This is a genomic window from Methylocystis sp. SC2, from assembly GCF_000304315.1.
In the GTDB taxonomy this organism is placed as follows: Bacteria; Pseudomonadota; Alphaproteobacteria; order Rhizobiales; family Beijerinckiaceae; genus Methylocystis.
On sequence record NC_018485.1, the window covers coordinates 714,919 to 734,305 of the forward strand.

Sequence of the window (19,387 nt, forward strand, 5' to 3'; positions counted from 1 at the left end):
TGAAGGGCTTGATTTGACCCTTGACGGACCTTCCTGTCTTCACTGTGCTCTCGGCCAGCTGAGCGCAAACCGCGACTTGCGGACGTTAATTGGTTTTCCAGCAAACCCAGACTTCCCGGATCGGCTACAAAGCCATACAGTTACTTAAAACAAGATTTGTGAGACCTCGAATGCTCAAAGACGAAATCGATGCAGCAAAGCGCGCGGTGAATACAGACACCGTTCAGATCACCATCGGAGAAGTGAGCAACATGTACACTTCCAGTGAACTGAATATTTTGCCTGACTTTCAAAGACTGTTCCGGTGGACAAACGAACGCAAGTCCAGTTTTGTCGAATCCATATTAATAGGCATACCCATCCCTCCGGTATTTGTTTACGAAAAAGAGGATGGCACTTGGGAGCTGATCGATGGGCTTCAGCGGATCTCCACGTTGCTAGAGTTCATGGGAGTTTTGAGGGATGTCGACTCTGGCGAAATTCTTCGATCCCGGCTTCAAAAGACTAAGTATCTGAGGTCACTCCAAGGCATGGTTTGGGAGCAGAAGGCAGAAGGCGAGATACAGATCGACAAGGCCCTCCAGCTGTTCTTCCGCAGAGCGCGACTGGATTTCCAGATACTCAAGCACCCCAGCGACCCAAAGACCAAGTTCGATCTTTTCCAGCGCCTCAATCGGGGCGGAGCGTACGCAAACGAGCAGGAAGTGAGGACCTGCTCGATGGTCTTGGCGAATGCCGAGTTCACTCAGGCCATCCGTCAAGTCGCCCAGCGGAACGACGTGGCTGGCATCTTTCAGATCACCTCCGAACAGAAGGCGGTTCAGCGGGACGTCGAGTACATTGTGCGAATGATTGTACATACGTTCGTCGACTATGACCGCAGCTTGGACGTGCAGGAGTTTCTTGACGCCGCAATAGTTGAAATCCTGACGGATAGAGATTGCGACGAAGTGATGCAAACAATCACTTGGACCCTAGAAACTCTTCATAGGATTCTTGGCGACAGAGCTTTGATGCCCCCGCAAGGCGCTGAGGAGGGCATTGCTAGGCGGTTCTCGCTGCGAGCGCTCGAGGCAATCGCAGTGGGGGTCGCGAGAAATAAGGCTGCGATAGTGGTTCACGCGAACCCTGACCAGTTTGTAAAGGACAGGATCGAAGGCTTCTGGCGGGAGCGCCAGGTCGCCGAGATGAGTGCATCCGGGCTCCGAGGGACCGTCAGATTGCAGCGGACAATTCCGTTCGGGGCGCAGTGGTTCAATCCCAATGCCTAAACCGGACGAATTTTTTGACGAGATCGACACCGCCAGGGTGCGCCGCGCGAAGGAGCTGTCCGAGATCAAGAGATCATTCGGACAGCTGGTCACGAACGACGTCTACGGAGTTGCATCGAAGGCCGTGGTCGTTCTCGCTTACGCCAACTGGGAAGGCTTCTACAACGAATGCGCTCGCGCGTACATCAGGTTTCTTACCCAGAAAGGAGGAAAGGTACGCGACCGAGACTGGATGCTATTGGTCGGCGCGTTTGATACCGATTTCGAAAGCCTACGAGACCGAAACCATTCGCTTGAGTCCCGTCTATCCTTCGTGAAGAATCTGCAGACCCGCATCGACTGCGGGTTCGACGCAGTCAATGGGAAAATTGTCGAGGCTCGTTCAAATCTGGATTTTGCCAGGTTGTCGGGGAATTACGGCCTTCTCAATTTTGATCTGTCAACGATGCAGAAGGTCCGAAACCGACTGGACAAGGAACTGGTAGGTTGGCGGCACGCCGTGGCCCATGGGGACTCTCCGAACCTGACGACGATGAACGTCGAGGCTCACATCAATTTCGCATCTTCACTTCTGATACTGATTGCCGATCAATTCCAGTATGCGATGCTGGAAAGAATTTAGCCGCAGGGTGTCGACTCACTGCCGTCCGGCCACTACTTTGCCGTCTCTGGCCGCCTAGGTTAATGGCTGCTTTTGGCGCAAACTGGCCATCCCGCCTGCCAGCCAAAAGTCTCCGCTTTCCCCCAAGGCCGTGATTCAAACGGAGGTGCCGCCCCGACAGGGCGGGCCAGCCCTACCCCGCCCCCTCCAACAACCGCGCCGCGGCGGCGCGCGCCTCCTCGGTGATGGCGGCGCCCGACAGCATGCGGGCGATCTCCTCGCGCCGTTCGCCCTCGGCCAGCACCGCGACGCTGGTCGCGACGCGCTTGTCCTTGCCGGTCTTCGCCGGCGCGCCCTTGCTGATGCGCAGATGCTGGCCGGCGCGCGCGGCGACCTGCGGCGCATGGGTGACGGCCAGCACCTGCGCGCGCGCGGCGAGACGCGCCAGCCTCTGACCGATGGCGTCGGCGACGGCGCCGCCGACCCCCGTGTCGATCTCGTCGAAGACGAGCGTCGGCGCCGAGCCGCGATCGGCGAGCACGACCTTTAGCGCCAGCATGAAGCGCGCGAGTTCGCCGCCCGACGCGACTTTCGTCAACGGTCCCGGGCGCGAGCCCGGATTGGTCTGCACCCAGAATTCGACGCGATCGATTCCTTCCGGCCCGGCGGACTCGACGTCGCTCGTCACTTGCGTCGTGAAATGCGCGCCCTCCAACCGCAACGGCTTCAACTCGGCGTCGACCAGCGCATCGAGTTTCTTCGCCGCTGCGCGGCGCGCGAGCGAGAGCGCCAAGGCGGCTTCGTCGAAATTCCGCTTCGCGTCGGCGAGCGCGCGCTCAAGGGCGAGCAGCCGCGCTTCACTTGCGTCAAGCGCCGCAAGATCGTCGGCGAATTTCTCTTCAAGCTTCGCAAGGTCGGCGACCGCGACCTGATGCTTGCGCGCGGCGCCGCGCAGCGCGAACAGCCGCTCCTCGACGCGCTCCAATTCCGCCGGATCGAATTTCGTCTCAGCGAGCGCGCGCTCCAGCGCTTCCTCGGCGAGACCCAAGGCGTCGACAGCCTGCGTCAAGGCGCGCGCCGGCGCGTCCAGCAGTTGCGGCGCCTGCGTCAGACGCCGCTCCAATCGCCGCGCCGCCTGAGCGATTTCCCGCGCCGGCGATCCGTCATTCGCGAAAGCCGAGAGCGCGTCGGAAATGTCCGCGGCGACCTTCTCGGCGCGCTGCATGAAGAGCCGACGCTCGGCGAGCGTCTCTTCCTCGCCCTCTTGCGGCGCGAGTTCCGAAAGCTCGGCGTGCGCATGGCGCAGATAGTCGGCGTCGGCGCGCGCCTTGGCGATGCGCGCTTCTTCTTCAACAAGCGCGCGGCGCGCCGCCTGCCACGCGCCATAGCGCGCGCGCACGTCATTCGCCTGCGCGATAAGGCCGCCATGCGCGTCGACGAGCGCGCGATGCGCATTCGGATCGACCAGCGCGCGTTCGTCATGCTGACAGTGAATTTCGACGAGTTCGCGCCCAATGGCGCGCAGCGCCTGCGCCGTCGCCGGCTGATCGTTCACAAAAGCTCGGGTGCGGCCGTCCGCCGCCTGCACGCGGCGCAACACCAGCTCGTCCTCGCTCGCGAGGCCGAATTCACGCGCCGCGAGATGCGCGGGGTGATTCGCCGGCGTATCGAACGCCGCCGTCACCTGGCCCTGTTCGCAGCCGGCGCGCACGAGCGACGCGTCGCCCCGCCCTCCGAGCGCCAGCACGAAGGCGTCGAGCAGGATCGACTTACCCGCCCCGGTCTCTCCCGTGAGCGTCGTCAGGCCCGGCGCGAACTCCAGGTCGAGCGCGTCGATCAGCACGATGTCGCGAATGGAAAGACGGACCAGCATGAGGCTTCGCTCAAATGCCCTGGGCGCGCACATGCGCCGGAAGCCGCGCGCCGGCGACGCGCGGACGGCCCTCGATTATAGTCGCCAGCGCCCTTTTCCAAACGGAGATTTTTATGGCCGATCTTGGCATCGACGACATTCGCGCGCTGCTGAGCGCAAAACCGCGACCCATCGGCTGGCCGGCGCGGCGCGCCCGCATCGAGGAAGTCGGCGCCGCTTGGCCGGCGGCGCCCGACATTTCGTTTGAGCCGGTTTCGATCGACGGCATGGCCGCCGAATGGTCTTGCGCGCCAACCAGCGACCCCGCGCGGGCGCTGCTGTTCTTCCACGGCGGCGGCTATTGCTCCGGCTCGATCCTCAGCCACCGCCGGATGGCCACTGAAGCCGGACGCGCCGCGCGCGCCCGCGCGCTCGCCGTCGCCTTCAGATTGGCGCCCGAGCATCCTTTTCCCGCAGCCTATGACGACGCGCTCGCGGCTTGGCGGTTTCTTCGGGAACAGGGGTTCGCCGCGCGTCAGATCGCGGTCGGCGGCGACAGCGCCGGCGCCGGCCTGACGCTTGCCCTGCTGATGCGGCTGCGCGACCTCGAGGAGGCGCTCCCCGCCTGCGCCTGGCTCGTCTCGCCTTGGACCGACCTCACGCTCTCCGGCGAAACGCTGGCGACCAAGGACGGCGTCGATCCGCTGCTGCATAAGGCCTATCTCGAGGAGCTCGCGCGGGCCTATGTCCCGGCCGAGGTCGATCGCCGTGACCCGCGCATCTCGCCGCTTTTCGGCGAGCTGAGCGGCTTGCCGCCGCTCATGATCCAGGTGGGCTCGAACGAAACGCTGCTCGCCGATTCGACGCGACTCGCCGCGGCGGCCGGCGCCGCCGACGTCTCGGTCACGCTGGAGATTTGGCCGCGCATGATCCACGCGTGGCCCTTATGGAATGCAAGGCTGGAGGACGGCCGGCGCGCGCTTGCGCAAGCCGGCGCTTTTATGCAGGCGCGCTTTTTAGAAGACGGCTAGATCGCGTGCAGCGTCTTGCCGATCTTGGAGAGCCATGAATCTGTGTATTCGTGCGGCTCGAGACCGTCGGTTTTCAGCAGCGCGTGAGCGTCCTTATACCACTGCGAATCCGGGTAATTATGCCCCAGGATGGCGGCGGCGGTCTGCGCTTCGTTGGTGACGCCCATCGCCAGATAGGCTTCAGTGAGACGATAGAGCGCCTCTTCGGTATGGCGCGTCATCTGATACTTGCCGAGAACGTCGTGGAAACGGTTGATCGCGGCGGGGTAGTTCTTGCGCAGCAGATAGAAGCGCCCGACGTTCATCTCCTTGGCGGCGAGCTGGTCGCGCGTCACCTGGATCTTGTATTTGGCGTCGTTCACATATTCCGACTTCGGGAATTTCTGGACGAGCTGCGTGAAAACCTCCAGCGCCTTCTCCGCCGACTGCTGATCGCGCATGACGTCGGGCACCTGATTATAGAAGGACATGCCCGCGATATAATAGACATAGGGCGTATCGGGGGAATTCGGATAAAGGCCGATGTAACGCATCGCCGACTGCACGGCGTCGTCATATTTGGGATGCTCGTATTGAGCGAAGGTCGTCATCAGCAGGCCTTTGCGGGCCCAGTCCGATGAGGGATATTGCTTTTCCAATTCGCCAAATTTCTTGGCCGCGCCCTCGTAGTCCTTGACCTTCAGCCGCGCCAGACCGGCGTTATAGAAATCCTCGGCCGGAATGTCGGGCGTGATCTCCGTCTGATATTTCGTCCCGCCGCTGCCGAAGAGACCAAAACCGCTGGTGATCGAGTCCATGAGGTCGGCGCGCGCCGGCGCTGCGCCTATCGACAAGGCCGACGCCAAAGCCAACACTTTGAATGAACGAACGAAAACCGACATGTGTTGCCCCATTGCGGCGCTGCGCGGTCCCGGCGCCTCTAAGCTCAATCAGCCAAATGGCGTCGCAGGACGCCCCTGCCCTGCCCAACGGCGCGCAGCGGCGCGCCGATTCCGCCTTTGCGGTCGGCTGAAAGAAGAACCTTCATCTGGCGAGATTATGGCGACAGGCTACGGCCTGTCGCGCTCATGCCTTCGTTACGCGCGTCGAGTTCGAGCGCCAGGGCGCCCGCGCGCGCCGCAGCTTCGAGCAGCGCGAGATTAAGACGATGCCCGCCGCGATAGGAGCGGAAGGCGCCGATGATCGGCGCCCCGGCCAGCGCCAGATCGCCGACGACGTCGAGCATCTTGTGACGCACGCATTCGTCGGCGAATCGCTCCCCCTGCGGATTGATCGCGGCGCGCGCGTCAAAGACCAGCGTATTGTCGAGATTGGCGCCAAGCGCCAGACCTTCACGCCAAAGCCGCTCCGCATCGCGCATGAATCCGAAACTGCGAGCCCCGGCCAATTCGCGCCGAAACGTCTCCGGCGTCAGATCAAGCGCCAAGCGCTGGCGTCCGACTGGACAGGGGAAGGCGATTTCCACATCCAGATGAAGGCCGGCTTCCGCTGGCCGCAGCTCCGCCCAGCCGGCCCCGTCGGATATGCGTGCGGGCTTTACGACGCGCAACGCGCGGCGCGGCGCGGGTAGCGTGACGACGCCGGCCTCGTCGATCGCCGAGACGAAGTCGCGGGCCGAGCCGTCCATCGCCGGAACCTCGTCGCCGTCGATCGCAACCAGCGCATTGTCGACGCGAAGCGCGGCAAGCGCGGCCATCACATGCTCGACCGTCGACACGCTTGCGCCGTCGCCGGCGAGCCGTGTGCGCAATGTCGACGCGTCGACGCGCGACCAGTGCGCGTCGATCTCGGCTCCGGCGACGCTGAAAACAATCCCCACGTCAGCGCCGGCCGGCGCGAGCGTCATGCTGGCGGGACGACCGCCGTGCACGCCCTGGCCGGTTAACGTGAAGCTTCGTGCGAGTGTCTGCTGAACCGCCGGCGCGGCCGCGCTTCCGGGTAGCGCAGCGCGGCGCGCGCGCAACGCATGTCGGCGTGAATCCGAACGAATGGCGCAACCCTCCCCTAAAGCCCGGACGAACGATAGCAAATCCGGGCGCCGACGCTCCAGTCACGCTTTCTTACAATTTGTTACAAACCCCTGCAGCCAAAATGAAAAGGCCCGCGCGAAGCGGGCCTTTCGCCGATTGTCGAGCCTCTCAGTGGTTGGCCTGGCGGCGCAGAAAGGCCGGGATCTCCAGATGATCCTCCTCGGACGGGCGCGGCTGCAGGGCGCGACGACCATGCGAATCGAGCGCGGCATGTCCGCCGGGAACAACCGGCGCCGGCGCGACCGGCCGCTTGCCATATTCGGCGTGCGTCGCCGAAGGCTGGCCTGGGGGAGCCATGTGCGGGCGCGGGGCCGGCGCCGCGGGCGCGCCATGCATCGAATCTTCCTGACGGCTCGCCCCGAAGGAGGCGAGGCGCTCGAAAATCGATTTGCGGCGAGGATCGCCGGCGCCCATCTGCTGACGCAGCTGTTCCTGGATGGGCTGCGGAAAATCCTCGATCTGAGGCATGCGCGGCGCGCGCGGCTGCTCCGGGGCCGGCGGCACATAGGCGCCGGCCGGCGCGTCGTGGCGCTCGGCTTCGAACCTCGGCTCGCCATAGGCGAGACGCGGCGGCGCCGGCTCGAGGTAGACGCCATGCGCCGGCGCCTGCTCCGAATAATAGCCCGCTGCGGCCTGCGGCTCTTCGCGATGACGCAGGACCGGCGCGGCCTCGACGGCCGGCGCGGCCTGCTGGGCGCGCGCCTGCTGCAATTGGGCGCGCAGACGCTCGGCGGCCTCGGCGAGACGCGATTCGCTCGTCGGATCATCGGCCGTGATTGCGGTCAGGTCGATGCCCGTCGCGACGACGGAGACGCGCACCACGCCTTCAAGCGACGAATCGAATGTCGCGCCCAAAATGATGTTGGCGTCCTCGTCGACCTCCTGGCGAATGCGGCTCGCCGCCTCGTCGACTTCATAGAGCGTCAGATCGTGGCCGCCGGTGATCGAGATCAGCAGGCCGCGCGCGCCCTTCATCGACACTTCGTCAAGCAGCGGATTGGCGATCGCGGCTTCCGCGGCGAGATTGGCGCGATTTTCGCCCGTGGCTTCGCCGGTGCCCATCATCGCCTTGCCCATGCCGCGCATGATCGAGCGGACGTCGGCGAAATCGAGGTTGATCAGGCCTTCCTTGACCATCAGATCGGTCACTGACGCCACGCCCGAATAGAGAACCTGATCCGCCATCGCGAAGGCGTCGGCGAAGGTCGTCTTCTCCGTGGCGATGCGGAAGAGATTCTGATTCGGGATGACGATCAGCGTATCGACGCATTTTTGCAGTTCGGAGATGCCCGATTCGGCGATGCGCAGGCGACGCTGACCCTCGAAATGGAAGGGCTTCGTGACGACGCCGACGGTGAGAATGCCCATTTCGCGCGCGATCTGCGCGATCACCGGCGCGGCGCCCGTGCCGGTGCCGCCGCCCATCCCGGCGGTGACGAAGCACATATGCGCGCCGGAGAGATGCTCGCGAATTTCTTCGCGCGCTTCTTCCGCAGCGGCGCGGCCGACTTCTGGCTGAGCGCCGGCGCCCAGTCCTTCCGTCACCTGCAGGCCCATCTGAATGATTCGCTCGGCCTGCGATGAGGCGAGCGCCTGCGCGTCTGTATTGGCGACAAGGAAATCGACGCCCGACAGACCAGAGGTGATCATATTGTTGACGGCGTTGCAGCCGCCGCCGCCGACGCCGCAAACCATGATGCGGGGCTTCAATTCCCTGAGTTCGGGAGCTTTAAGGTTGATCGTCATCTGCCAGGCCTCTCACCAATGCGTTCACAACTCGGCGCCCGTTGTCCTTCGCCCCTGGACGCCCGGTCGCCGAACGCGTCGTCCTTGGCAATCATGCTCGGCGCGTCGAACGGCGCGCCGGGTCGAAAGAATCACTTTCACGCGATACTAGAAGCTTTCTCTTAACCATCTCCCTACACGCGAGATGTATCCGTCAGTTCCCGTCGCCGCGCGCTCGACCCGGCGCGGCTCGAAATACTCATGCGCGGCGACTTGCGGATAAACGAGCAGCCCGGCCGCGGCCGCGAAGGCGGGGCTCCTCGACGAATCCGGCAAGCCTTCGACGCCGATCGGCCGTCCGACCCGAACCTGGCCGCCGAGAATGCGACGCGCCGCCTCGGCGACGCCGGTGAGCTGGCTCGCGCCGCCCGTCAGCACGATGCGGCGGCCGGGACCGCTCGGGTGGCCGGCCTTCGCCAAGCGATCGCGCAGGAACTCCAGCGTTTCCTCGATTCGCGGGCGGATGATGCGCACGAGATGCGATTTGGGCGCATGCGCCTTGTGATCGCTCTCGCCGACGTGATCGAAGGAAATGGTTTCGCGCTCGTCGGAGGTCGACGCGATCGCCGAGCCGTGAAAGGTCTTCAGCCGCTCCGCGTCGGAGAGCCGCGCGTCGAGTCCGCGCGCGATGTCCATCGTGACGTGGCCGCCGCCAAGCGTGACGGCGTCAAGGTGAATCATCTCGCCCCGGGCGAAGACGGCCACGGACGTCGATCCGGCGCCCATGTCGACGACCACGACGCCCATCTCGGCCTCGTCGGGCTCGAGCGTGGAGAGTCCGGCGACATATGGCGCGGCGGCCATGGCTTCGACGTTGAGATGGCTGCGCTCGACGGCGAGGAGAAGATTACGCGCGGCGGCCTGATCCCAGGTCGCGACGTGGAGATCGACCGCGAGCTCTTCGCCGATCATGTCCTTGGGTTCTCGGATGCCGGACACGCCGTCGAGCGAAAAGCCCGTCGGCAGCGAATGCACGGCGACGCGGCCGCGGTTGAGATGATGCGCGGCCGAGGCCTCGAGAACCCGATGAATGTCGTGTTCGGCGACTTCGCGGCCGCCGATGACGCGTTTCGCATGAAAATGCTGCGAAGACAGTCGGCCGCCCGACGCCGTGACAATGACGCGCTCCACCTGCATGCCGGCCATGCGCTCGGCGGCGTCCACGGTCTGCCGGATCGCGGCGTCGGCGGCGTCCATGTCGACCACGAGGCCGTTCTTCACGCCCAGAGAGCGTTGATGGCCAATGCCGACGACGCGAACGCGATGCGTGCGCCAATCGCCGGGCGCGACCGCGCCGAGCGGCGTGAGCCGCGCGATCAGGCAGGCGATCTTGGACGTGCCGACGTCAAGCGCCGCGAAAGTCGCCGAGCGACGCGGCGAGAGCGGCTTCATGCGCGGTGGGACACCAGGGGAAATCATGCTGCTAACCACCACTCTTGGTCGACTTGTGCGGCGCAAGCTGCGCTTCGCGCGCCGCTGCGGCCTCTTCCGTCAGCCTGACGCTGACGCGGTCGGGAATGCGCAAGTCGATGAACATGACGTCCTTGTCGAGGATCCGCGCCTCTCGCTGCAGCCGCGCGAGCGTCTCCAGCGCGCCGCCCGGATCAATCTCCGGCAGTTTCACCGTGACGCCGTTCGTCATCTCGAAGTTCCAGCGGCGTCCCGCGACGAACACGCCAGCCTTGATCCGATGCGCAAGATCGCCGGCCTTCGTCATCAGCATGAGAAATTCGAGCAGCCGTTTCTGCGCGCCCTCGCCGACGACGAACGGCAGACCGAGATAGCGCTGGTCGCGCAATTCATCGATCGGCACCCCGTCTTCCGAAATGACGGCGACGCGTCCGTCGCGCTGCCACAAGGCGCTTGGCTGCCGCTCCTCGATCGCGATGACCAGACGATCGGGGTAGAGCTTCATCACCCGCGCGGATTTGACGAGGGGGACCTGCATCAGCCGGTCGCGCACCGCCGTCGCATTGAGAAAGGGCAAGGAGTTTCGCGGCCCGACGCCTGCGGCGTCGAGGAGTTCGCGTTCGGTCAAACGCGATTGACCGGTGATGGTGACGGCGGAAATCGGAAAGCCGGCGACGCGCCCCGCTATGTCGTAGAGCTCGCCCTCGCTTGCGACGAGAGCGGCATAGCCGCCGTTCTCGACGAATCCCGCCGCGCCGATCGCGGCGAAGAGCGCAAGCGTCGCCAGAGCGCCGACGCCGGGACGGCCCAGCAAGGCGAGGCGCGACAGGAGTCGCTCGCCGCGGGTTCTTCGCGTAGAGGCGCGCGGCGCGACCGCGGCGGCGGCGGGAACGGCTGCCGGCGGGACGGTCGCAGCGGCCGCCGTCGCCAAGGCGTATGGGGCGTCTGCGGGAACGATGGGGACGAGCGCGTGCCGAGCCGTAAACGACTCTCTTAACGATCGCAGGATGCGTCTTCCACCATCCATCTGACCAACTCGCCGAATGAAAAACCTGCGTTTGCCGCCATTTCTGGCACGAGCGAGGTCTCCGTCATTCCCGGCTGCGTGTTCACCTCCAATACGACGAGCTCGCCCGTACCTCCGGGGCGGTCGTCGTATCGGAAGTCCGCGCGACTTACGCCGCGACAGCCGAGAGCTCGGTGAGCCTCAAGCGCCAAATGTTGGACCTCTTGGTAAATATTCTGTTTAAGATTCGCCGGAAGGACGTGTTTCGAGCCGCCCTTGGCGTATTTGGCGTGATAATCGTACCAGCCGCCGTCGGCGGCGAGAATTTCGATCACGTCGAGAGCCTTGTCGTTCATGACGGCGCAGGTGAGTTCGCGCCCGGCGATGAACTGCTCCGCGAGCATCATGTCGCCATGCGCCCAATCCTCGCGCCACAATTCCTGCGGCGGATGCTCCTGCCCCTCGTTGATGATGAACACCCCGAAAGAGGAGCCTTCCGATATGGGCTTGAGCACATAGGGAAGCGGCAGCGCATGCGCCTTCGCGGCCTCCAGCCTGTGCACGAGGCGTCCTTTCGGAACAGGAACGTCAGCAGCCGCCATGACCGTCTTGGCCACGTCCTTTTTCATCGCCACCGAAGAGGCGAGCACGCCGGAGTGCGTATAGGGGATGCGCAGCAGCTCCAGCACGCCCTGAATGCAGCCGTCCTCGCCGAACCTGCCATGGAGCGCGTTGAAGGCGACGTCCGGTTTGAGCGCCGCAAGGACAGTCGCGACGTCATGCCCCGCATCGACGCGGGACACTTGAAATCCCTGCTCTACGAGGGCTTTCGCGCAGGCCTCGCCCGAGCGCAGGGAAACTTCGCGTTCGGCGGAAAGTCCGCCCATCAGAACGGCGACGTGCTTGGTCATGTGCTCTCGACTTGAAAAATGCCAACTAGAGATCCGAATAGGCGGCTTCGTCGGCTTCCGAAGCTCATTCGGTAAACGTGGCGAAAGGACAGAGGGAGTCGCTTAACGCGCCTGACGCTCGCGAAACTCGATCTTCGTCCGAAGGACTCTCCTTCGGTCCCAGCTCGTCGCCGCTTTTCGACGTGGCCGCCGCTTCAGTAGCGTCCGATGATCTGTGCGATTTTTTTCGAGGCGGCACGGCGGGAATCTCCTCAAGCGTCCACGCTAAGATCTCAGCAGCGAGGACGCAATCTTCTCGCGCCATTCATCTCAAGCGACGCCGATCCGCTTGATCTCCCAATGCAGCTCGACGCCGCTCGTCTCATACACGCGCCGGCGCACTTCTTCGCCGAGCGACTCAATGTCGGCGGCGGTGGCGCGCCCGCGGTTGATGAGAAAATTGCAGTGCATTTCGCTGACCTGGGCGTCGCCGACGACAAGGCCGCGGCACCCGGCCGCGTCAATCAACTGCCACGCCTTGCGGCCGTCCGGATTCTTAAAGGTCGAGCCGCCGGTTTTTTCCTTGATCGGCTGGGAGGCTTCGCGCGCCGCGGTGATGCGCTCCATCTCGGCGAGGATCATCCCCGGATCGCCCGGACGGCCCTGATACAGCGCCTGGGTGAAGATCACATCATCCGGCGCGGAGCAATGGCGATAGGAATAGCCGAGATCGGCGTTGGAGAAGACATGGATGTCGCCGGCGCGGTCGACGCCGCGCGCTTCGATCAGCGCGTCCTTGGTTTCGCCGCCATGGGCGCCGGCGTTCATCCGCAATGCGCCGCCGATCGCGCCGGGGATGCCGCGATAGAAGGCGAGTCCGTCGACGCCTGCGTCGGCGGCGGCGCGCGCCGCCTTGACGTCGGGAACCGCGGCGCCGACTCGAAGCCTGCAGCCCTCTTCGACGATGATCTCGCCGAATCCCTTGGCCGAAAGCCGAATGACCACGCCTTCGACGCCGCCGTCGCGCACGATGAGGTTAGAGCCAAGCCCGATGACGGTGACGGGAGTTTCTCGCGGCAGCCGGGCGAGGAAATAGGCGAGATCGGCTTCGTCGGCCGGCATGAACAGGATTTGCGCCGGCCCGCCGACGCGAAACCATGTGTAGGGCGCGAGCGGCTCATTGGCCGTGATGCGCCCGCGCAACTGCGGCATGGCGGCGGCGATGTCGGCGGAAATGTCGGGGAAGATCATGTGCGGCTTTCGGCGTATCGACGCTAGGTCACAGCTCGGCGATTTGGACGACGCGCAGGCCGTGGCCCGAGCGGAATCGGCGATCGTTGGTGACGAAGATATCGCATTGCGCGGTCAACGCCGTTCGAAAATGCACCGCATCTATCAGTCTTAGGCCGAGATCAGCGCCGAGGCGCGCCGCTCCAATGAGCGTTTCGAGGTCCACGGGCCGAATGTCGAAGCTCCTCTCCTCAAAGAACAGGCGGTCATAACCGTTTTCGAGCACCTGACTCTGACGTCTGAACGCGCCGTAAAAGCATTCCGCAACGCAGAATTCACTCGTGACAAAGCTCGTGTTTTGTTCGATGAGGGCATACCAGAGGCTGGATATTTTCGAATAAAACGCCGGGTTCGCTTCGATAAAATAGATGACCGAGTTTGAGTCGAAATAGGCCCGCCCGCCTTCGACCGGAAGCGTTTCATACGGCATCCGCTTGAATGGCTCGGCTGTCATTCTCGACGCGCGCAACGCGCGCGATCGGGAATCCAGAGCAAGACCAGCGTTCCTGGATCGGCTCTGGATTCCCGGGCAGGCCTGCGGCCTGCCGGGAATGACAAGGTCCGTGCGAACGGATCAGGCGGAATTCGTTTCATTCATCGCCGCGGAATTCACGGATGCGTGCGTCGATCTCCTCAATGGATTGCGGTCCGACGAGCCGATAGCCTATGCCCTCAAGCTCCTTCAGGCGACGAATGCGCTCCTGAGGCGAAGGCTGGGTTTCCTTCTGCACGATGCGCGGAAGAAATTGCTTCAGCGTTTCCTCAACGAGATAAGAACGCGAGCGCCGCGTGCGCCGCGCCGCCTCGTCGAGTATTTTGCGCGTTTCGTCGGTCAGACGAACGGATGTCGGCGTGGATGGCGCAGGTTTCATGACGAAGATAGGGCTGACTACGATGTAGTCAATTGTAGTAACAATCCTGCGGAAGTCAAATTGCGCCACATAAATTCACGACGCTTCGTCACAAGCTACGAAGCGTCCGACCCTCCCCCGCGTCGCGGGAGAGGGAGCGGGTCGCGCGTTTCGTCCAAGCCCCGCGAGCGCCGCTCGTTAGGGTCCCCTCTTCCGCTTTAGCGCGGAGGGACAGGGAGGGGGCGAAACCAACGCCATCACCCCTGCCCCGCCGCCAATTGCTCCGGCAGCGCATAGGCCCATTGGGTGATATTGCCGGCGCCAAGACACACGACATAATCGCCCGGCGCGACAATCTCGCGCACCATCGCCGCCAGCACTTCGGGAGAAGGCAGCCCCATCGCGCGGCGATGGCCATGCGCCTTGATCGCGGAAACGAGCGCGTCGCGATTGACCCCATCGATCGGCTGCTCGCCCGCCGGATAGACATCGGCGACGATGACCACGTCGGCGTCGTTGAAACAGGTGGCGAAAGCGTCAAAAAGCGACTGCAGCCGCGTATAGCGATGCGGCTGCATCAGCGCGACGACCTTGCCCTTGGTCGAGGCGCGCGCCGCGCGCAGCACGGCGGCGATTTCGACCGGATGATGTCCATAGTCGTCGAAAATCTGCACGCCGTTCCATTCGCCGGTCTTCGTGAACCGCCGCTTGACGCCGCCAAAGCCGGCGAGCGCCTTGCGAATCTGTTCGGGCGACAGGCCGAGCTGATTGGCGACGGCGACCGCCGCCGTCGCATTCAACGCATTGTGATGGCCCGGCATCGGCAGGACGAGATTTTCGAGATAGATCGCCTGCGACGTCTTGCGGTCGCGCAGCAGCACATTGAATTTCGACACGCCGCCCTCGAGATCGACGTCGAGCAGACGCACGTCGGCCTGCGGATTTTCGCCATAGGTGATGACGCGGCGGTCCTCGATGCGGCCGACGAGCTCCTGCACGGTCGGATGATCGAGGCACATCACCGCGAAGCCGTAGAAGGGAATATTCTCGACGAAGTTGCGGAAGGCTTCCTTGATGGCGTCGAATGTATGGAAATGGTCGAGATGTTCGGGATCGATATTGGTGACGATGGCGACGTCCGCCGGCAGTTTGAGAAACGTGCCGTCGCTTTCGTCGGCCTCCACCACCATCCAGTCGCCGGCGCCAAGACGCGCATTCGTGCCATAGGCGTTGATGATGCCGCCGTTGATCACGGTCGGATCGAGGCCGCCGGCGTCGAGCAGCGTGGCGACGAGCGAGGTCGTCGTCGTCTTGCCATGGGTGCCGGCGATGGCGACGCATTGCTTGAGGCGCATCAGCTCGGCGAGCATTTCGGCGCGGCGCACGACCGGCAGACGTTTTTCGCGCGCCAAGACAAGTTCGGGATTGTCGCGCTTTATTGCGGTCGAGACGACGACGACTGCGGCGTCGCCAAGATTTTTCGCGTCATGTCCGATGCTGACCGTCGCGCCCTTTTCGATGAGACGCTTGACGTTGGCGTTTTCGGCGGCGTCCGACCCCTGCACCTTGTAGCCGAGATTGAGCAGCACTTCGGCGATTCCAGACATGCCGATGCCGCCGATGCCGACGAAATGGATTGGCCCGAGCTCCCGCGGCAGTTTCATCCCTGTCTCCGTTGCGCGACGTCCACTCCCGCGACGCTGATGATCAGATCGGCGAGACGATCGGCGGCGTCGGCGACGCCGACGCTTTTTGCGGCTGTGGCGCGCGCGGAAAGCTGCGTCGGCGCATTGATGAGGTCGCAAAGCCGCCGCGTCAAAAATTCCGGCGTGAAGTCGCTCTGGCGCACGGTTTCCGCGCCGCCGGCCGCTTCGAGAAAAGCGGCGTTCGCCGCCTGATCCTGGTCGAGCGCATGCGGCAGCGGCACCAGCATCGCCGGTCGCCCGACGACCGCAAGCTCCGAGACCGTCGACGCGCCGGCGCGGGTGATGACGAAATGCGCCGCCGCGAGCCGCGCCGGGAAGTCGGCGAAAAAGGGCGCAATCTCGGCGCCGACCCCGGCGCCGGCGTAGATCGCCTCGACGCGCGCGATATCTTCGGGACGCGCCTGCTGCACGACGGCGACTTTCGCCCGCAGCGCGTCGGGCAGCGCCGCGACGGCCGCCGGCGCGATGTCCGCCATGACGCGGGCGCCCTGCGAGCCGCCGGCGACGAGCAGCCGGAACATTCCATCGTCGAACGAAGGATAGGGAATCTTGGCGGCCTCGAGCACCTTGGGGCGCACCGGATTGCCGGTGACGACGAGCTTGCTTTGCAGGGCCGCCGGCACGGCGAGAGTCGGTAGGCCGGCGGCGATCCTGTCGACGCGGCCGGCGAGAAAGCGATTGGCCTTGCCCATGACGCCATTCGCTTCGTGCAGAGCGCTCGGCACGCCGAGATAGGACGCCGCAAGCAAGGGCGGGACGGTGGGGTAGCCGCCGAAACCGATCACCGCGGCCGGTTTGACCTGACGCAGCAGCGCGGCCGCTTGCGCCGTGCCGAGGGCGAGACGCGCGACCGCCTGGGCTTTGGCCAGCAGCGAGCCGCCCCGCGGCGTGCCGGCGGGAATCACATGCATGGCCCGCGCCGGAAAGGCGCCGCCGTAGCGCAGGGCGCGCTCCTCGGTGACCAGCTCCACCGCCAGCCCGCGGGCGCCGAGCGCATGCGCGAGCGCCTCGGCCGGAAAAAGATGGCCGCCGGTGCCGCCGGCGGCGAGGAGAATCGGCGAATCGCTCATACCGAAGCTTTTATCATGCGGCGGCGGGCGCGCCCGTCGCGGCGAGCTCGCTCAGCACGCGGGACCGCGGCCGCTTACGCGTGACGGCGAGCAAGAAACCCATGCCGAGCGACAGCGAAATCAGGGAAGAGCCGCCATAGGAGACGAAGGGCAGCGTCATGCCCTTGGCGGGCATCAGATGCACGTTCACCGCCATATTGATGCAGCTCTGCAGGCCAAACAGCATCACCAGTCCCGCCGTCGCAAAACGGCAGAAGGGATCGCTGTTGCGCGCCGCCGAGAATAACCCCCGCACCACGACGAAGGCGAACACCGCGGCGAGCGCGATGCAGATAAGAACGCCGAACTCCTCGCCGATGACCGCGAAGATGAAATCCGTGTGCGAGTCGGGCAGGATGCGCTTGATGACCCCTTCGCCCGGGCCCTTGCCGAACCACGAACCGGCGATGAAGCTCTCGAGCGCCGTCTCCGACTGGAAATTCGCCGGCACGCCTGCGACCGGCGGCGGCGGCTCCAGAAAGGATTCGATGCGCGCATGGACATGCGGCACGAATTTATAGGCGAGCAGCGCCGAGACGCCGCCTAGCCCGCCCAATCCGACAACCCAGATCCAGTGCAAGCCGGCCATGAAAAACAGCGCCGCCCACACAATAGAAATCAGCATCGTCTGGCCAAAATCAGGCTGCAGCATCAGCGGCGCGATCGCGATCGGCAGCAGCAGAAGCGCGATCAGATTGCCTGGAACATCCTTGCGACGCGCCCCTTCGGAGAAGGCCCAGGCGACGAGCACGACGAATGCGGGCTTGAGAAATTCGGACGGCTGGATCCCGAAAATCCATCGCCTCGCGCCCTTCACTTCCTGGCCGTAGAGGATGGTGGCGAAGACGAGCGCGAGAGAGACGACGAAGATCACCAGCGCCAGTCGGCGCACGTGACGCGGCGAAAGAAACGAGGTCGCAATCATCAGGACCAGCGCCGGCAGAAGATAGAGCACCTGCCGGTTGACGAAGTGGAAGGTCGCCAGATGCAGCCGCTCCGCGACGGGCGGACTGCCGGCCATGGAAAAGACGAGACCGGCGACGATCAGCAGGGCGAGGCTCGCGAGCAGCCAGCGATCGACGGTCCACGCCCAGTCGGAGAATAGCGTTCGTTCCGCGCGGGAGATCATGTCAGCCCTCCTTTTCGCGCCGCGATCACGGCGGGAAGCCCTTCGACGGCGCCGCGAAACGCATCGCCCCGCGCCTCGAAATTGGCGAACTGGTCATAGGAGGCGCAGGCCGGCGACAGCAGCACCACCGGCTCGGGCGCGCCTTCGGCAAGCGCGTCGAGCGCCGCGCGCGTCGTCGCGACGTCAAGCGTTCCGCACTGTTCGAAAGGCAGCGCGCCTTCCAGCGTGCGCGCAAAATCGTCGGCGGCCTCGCCGATCAGATAGGCTTTGCGGATGCGCGAGAAATGCGGACGCAGCGGTTCGACGCCGCCCTCTTTCGATCGGCCGCCGAGAATCCAGTAGATGTCGGTATAGCTCACCAAGGCCTTTTCGGCGGCGTCGGCGTTGGTCGCCTTCGAATCATTGACGAAGACCGCACGCTCGATGCGCCGGACTTCCTCCATCCGATGCGGCAGGCCAGGAAAGCTCAACAGGCCGCGCGCGATCTCGTCGTCGTCCAATCCGCACTCCCACGCGGCGGCGGCGGCGAAGGCGGCGTTCTGCGCATTATGCGCGCCGCGCAGCGCGCGCGCGCCGTCGAGCGAACCGATCAGCTCGGCTTCTTCCGGCGGATGTCCCTGCTCGCGGAAATAGACGCTTCGATCCTCGACATAAAATCCCCAGTCGAGCGCGCGCTTCCCGGAGATCGGCACGACGCGCCGCTCGGGGGTCTCGGCTTCGCTAAGACGCGCGCCGATCGCATGGCAATAGGCGTCGTCGACGCCGACCAGCGCCACTTCGGCCGCGGCGACGAGGCGCTCCTTGATGGCGGCGTAATTCTCAATCGTCCCGTGGCGGTCGATGTGGTCCGGCGTGATGTTGATCAATACGCCGACCGTCGGCGCCAGCGAGGGCGCGAGATCGATCTGGAACGACGAGCATTCGATGACGTGAATGCGCTCGTCCGATGGCGGCTCGAGGTCGAGAATCGGCACGCCGATATTGCCGCCGAGCTGCACGTCGCGGCCGGCTTCGCGCAAAATATGCGCGATCAGCGCCGTCGTCGTCGATTTGCCGTTTGTGCCGGTGATGGCGATGAAGGGCGATCCTCCGGCGCGCGCTTCACGTTCGCGGCAGAACAATTCGACGTCGCCGATGATTTCGACGCCCGCAGCCTGCGCCGCCAGCACCGTCCAATGCGGCTCGGGATGGGTCAGCGGCACGCCGGGAGAAAGGATGAGCGCATCGAAGCCGCTCCAATCCGCCGCAGCAAGATCCTCGAGCGCGACGCCTTGCGCAACCGCCTTCAGGCGGCCCGCCTCGCCATCATCCCAGGCGGCGACCTGCGCGCCGCCGGCGATCAGCGCGCGCGCCGTGGAGAGGCCCGACCCGCCGAGGCCAAAAAGCGCGACCCGCTTGCCCTTGAATGTCTCGACCGGCGTCATCG

General features: G+C 64.7%; 17 protein-coding genes. 3 read left to right on the forward strand and 14 right to left on the reverse strand.

The genetic code is table 11. The features are described 5' to 3' along the window. Nucleotides 1–170: 170 nt before the first annotated feature. On the forward strand, nucleotides 171–1,271 hold the full coding sequence (locus tag BN69_RS03385) for a DUF262 domain-containing protein (protein WP_041927128.1): 1,101 nt from the start codon (nucleotides 171–173) through the stop codon (nucleotides 1,269–1,271). Then, nucleotides 1,264–1,893 carry an MAE_28990/MAE_18760 family HEPN-like nuclease gene (locus tag BN69_RS03390; protein ID WP_014890149.1) on the forward strand — a complete coding sequence of 210 codons (630 nt, stop codon included), beginning with the start codon at nucleotides 1,264–1,266 and terminating at the stop codon, nucleotides 1,891–1,893. The genes BN69_RS03385 and BN69_RS03390 overlap by 8 nt, the downstream gene beginning before the upstream one ends. A 172-nt stretch (nucleotides 1,894–2,065) precedes the next feature. On the opposite strand, the gene recN is transcribed toward BN69_RS03390, so the two are convergent. Beyond that, on the reverse strand, nucleotides 2,066–3,745 hold the full coding sequence (recN, locus tag BN69_RS03395) for a DNA repair protein RecN (RefSeq protein WP_014890150.1): 1,680 nt from the start codon (nucleotides 3,743–3,745) through the stop codon (nucleotides 2,066–2,068). A gap of 113 nt (nucleotides 3,746–3,858) precedes the next feature. Between recN and BN69_RS03400 the strand changes: the two genes are divergently transcribed. Continuing rightward, a complete protein-coding gene (locus BN69_RS03400) occupies nucleotides 3,859–4,755 on the forward strand; it encodes an alpha/beta hydrolase (protein ID WP_041927129.1) in 897 nt (298 codons plus the stop codon). Here the strand turns inward: BN69_RS03400 and BN69_RS03405 are convergent. The 13 genes from BN69_RS03405 to murD form a co-directional block, all read right to left on the reverse strand. Continuing rightward, entirely contained in the window at nucleotides 4,752–5,636 is an 885-nt protein-coding gene (locus tag BN69_RS03405; RefSeq protein ID WP_041926780.1) for an outer membrane protein assembly factor BamD, read from the reverse strand. The two genes, BN69_RS03400 and BN69_RS03405, sit on opposite strands and share 4 nt — an antisense overlap. Nucleotides 5,637–5,791: 155 nt before the next feature. Then, a complete protein-coding gene (lpxC, locus tag BN69_RS03410) occupies nucleotides 5,792–6,718 on the reverse strand; it encodes a UDP-3-O-acyl-N-acetylglucosamine deacetylase (RefSeq protein WP_041926781.1) in 927 nt (308 codons plus the stop codon). Between the two features lie 175 nt (nucleotides 6,719–6,893). Then, the gene (ftsZ, locus tag BN69_RS03415) at nucleotides 6,894–8,531 is read right to left on the reverse strand and encodes a cell division protein FtsZ (RefSeq protein ID WP_014890154.1); all 1,638 of its coding nucleotides are present in this window, start codon (nucleotides 8,529–8,531) and stop codon (nucleotides 6,894–6,896) included. Between the two features lie 147 nt (nucleotides 8,532–8,678). Continuing rightward, the gene (gene ftsA / locus BN69_RS03420; protein WP_014890155.1) at nucleotides 8,679–9,989 is read right to left on the reverse strand and encodes a cell division protein FtsA; all 1,311 of its coding nucleotides are present in this window, start codon (nucleotides 9,987–9,989) and stop codon (nucleotides 8,679–8,681) included. Nucleotides 9,990–9,993: 4 nt separating this feature from the next. Continuing rightward, nucleotides 9,994–10,911: a cell division protein FtsQ/DivIB gene (locus BN69_RS03425; RefSeq protein WP_148277015.1), complete on the reverse strand. Its 918-nt coding sequence runs from the start codon at nucleotides 10,909–10,911 to the stop codon at nucleotides 9,994–9,996. Between the two features lie 62 nt (nucleotides 10,912–10,973). Then, the gene (locus BN69_RS03430) at nucleotides 10,974–11,897 is read right to left on the reverse strand and encodes a D-alanine--D-alanine ligase (RefSeq protein ID WP_014890157.1); all 924 of its coding nucleotides are present in this window, start codon (nucleotides 11,895–11,897) and stop codon (nucleotides 10,974–10,976) included. A 309-nt stretch (nucleotides 11,898–12,206) separates the two neighbouring features. Next, nucleotides 12,207–13,127 (reverse strand): UDP-N-acetylmuramate dehydrogenase, encoded by a 921-nt coding sequence (gene murB / locus BN69_RS03435; protein ID WP_014890158.1) that lies wholly within the window; start codon nucleotides 13,125–13,127, stop codon nucleotides 12,207–12,209. A gap of 28 nt (nucleotides 13,128–13,155) precedes the next feature. Further along, nucleotides 13,156–13,620: a type II toxin-antitoxin system VapC family toxin gene (locus BN69_RS18350; RefSeq protein WP_014890159.1), complete on the reverse strand. Its 465-nt coding sequence runs from the start codon at nucleotides 13,618–13,620 to the stop codon at nucleotides 13,156–13,158. Between the two features lie 136 nt (nucleotides 13,621–13,756). Beyond that, nucleotides 13,757–14,107, reverse strand: a complete 351-nt coding sequence (locus tag BN69_RS03445; protein WP_148277016.1) for a ribbon-helix-helix protein, CopG family — start codon at nucleotides 14,105–14,107, stop codon at nucleotides 13,757–13,759. Between the two features lie 167 nt (nucleotides 14,108–14,274). Next, nucleotides 14,275–15,681: a UDP-N-acetylmuramate--L-alanine ligase gene (gene murC / locus BN69_RS03450; protein WP_014890161.1), complete on the reverse strand. Its 1,407-nt coding sequence runs from the start codon at nucleotides 15,679–15,681 to the stop codon at nucleotides 14,275–14,277. Then, nucleotides 15,678–16,793, reverse strand: coding sequence for a UDP-N-acetylglucosamine--N-acetylmuramyl-(pentapeptide) pyrophosphoryl-undecaprenol N-acetylglucosamine transferase (locus BN69_RS03455; protein WP_014890162.1), 1,116 nt, complete (start codon nucleotides 16,791–16,793; stop codon nucleotides 15,678–15,680). The genes murC and BN69_RS03455 overlap by 4 nt, the downstream gene beginning before the upstream one ends. A gap of 13 nt (nucleotides 16,794–16,806) precedes the next feature. After that, nucleotides 16,807–17,961 (reverse strand): FtsW/RodA/SpoVE family cell cycle protein, encoded by a 1,155-nt coding sequence (locus tag BN69_RS03460; RefSeq protein WP_014890163.1) that lies wholly within the window; start codon nucleotides 17,959–17,961, stop codon nucleotides 16,807–16,809. After that, nucleotides 17,958–19,385, reverse strand: a complete 1,428-nt coding sequence (murD, locus tag BN69_RS03465) for a UDP-N-acetylmuramoyl-L-alanine--D-glutamate ligase (protein ID WP_014890164.1) — start codon at nucleotides 19,383–19,385, stop codon at nucleotides 17,958–17,960. The genes BN69_RS03460 and murD overlap by 4 nt, the downstream gene beginning before the upstream one ends. Between the last annotated feature and the right edge of the window lie 2 nt (nucleotides 19,386–19,387).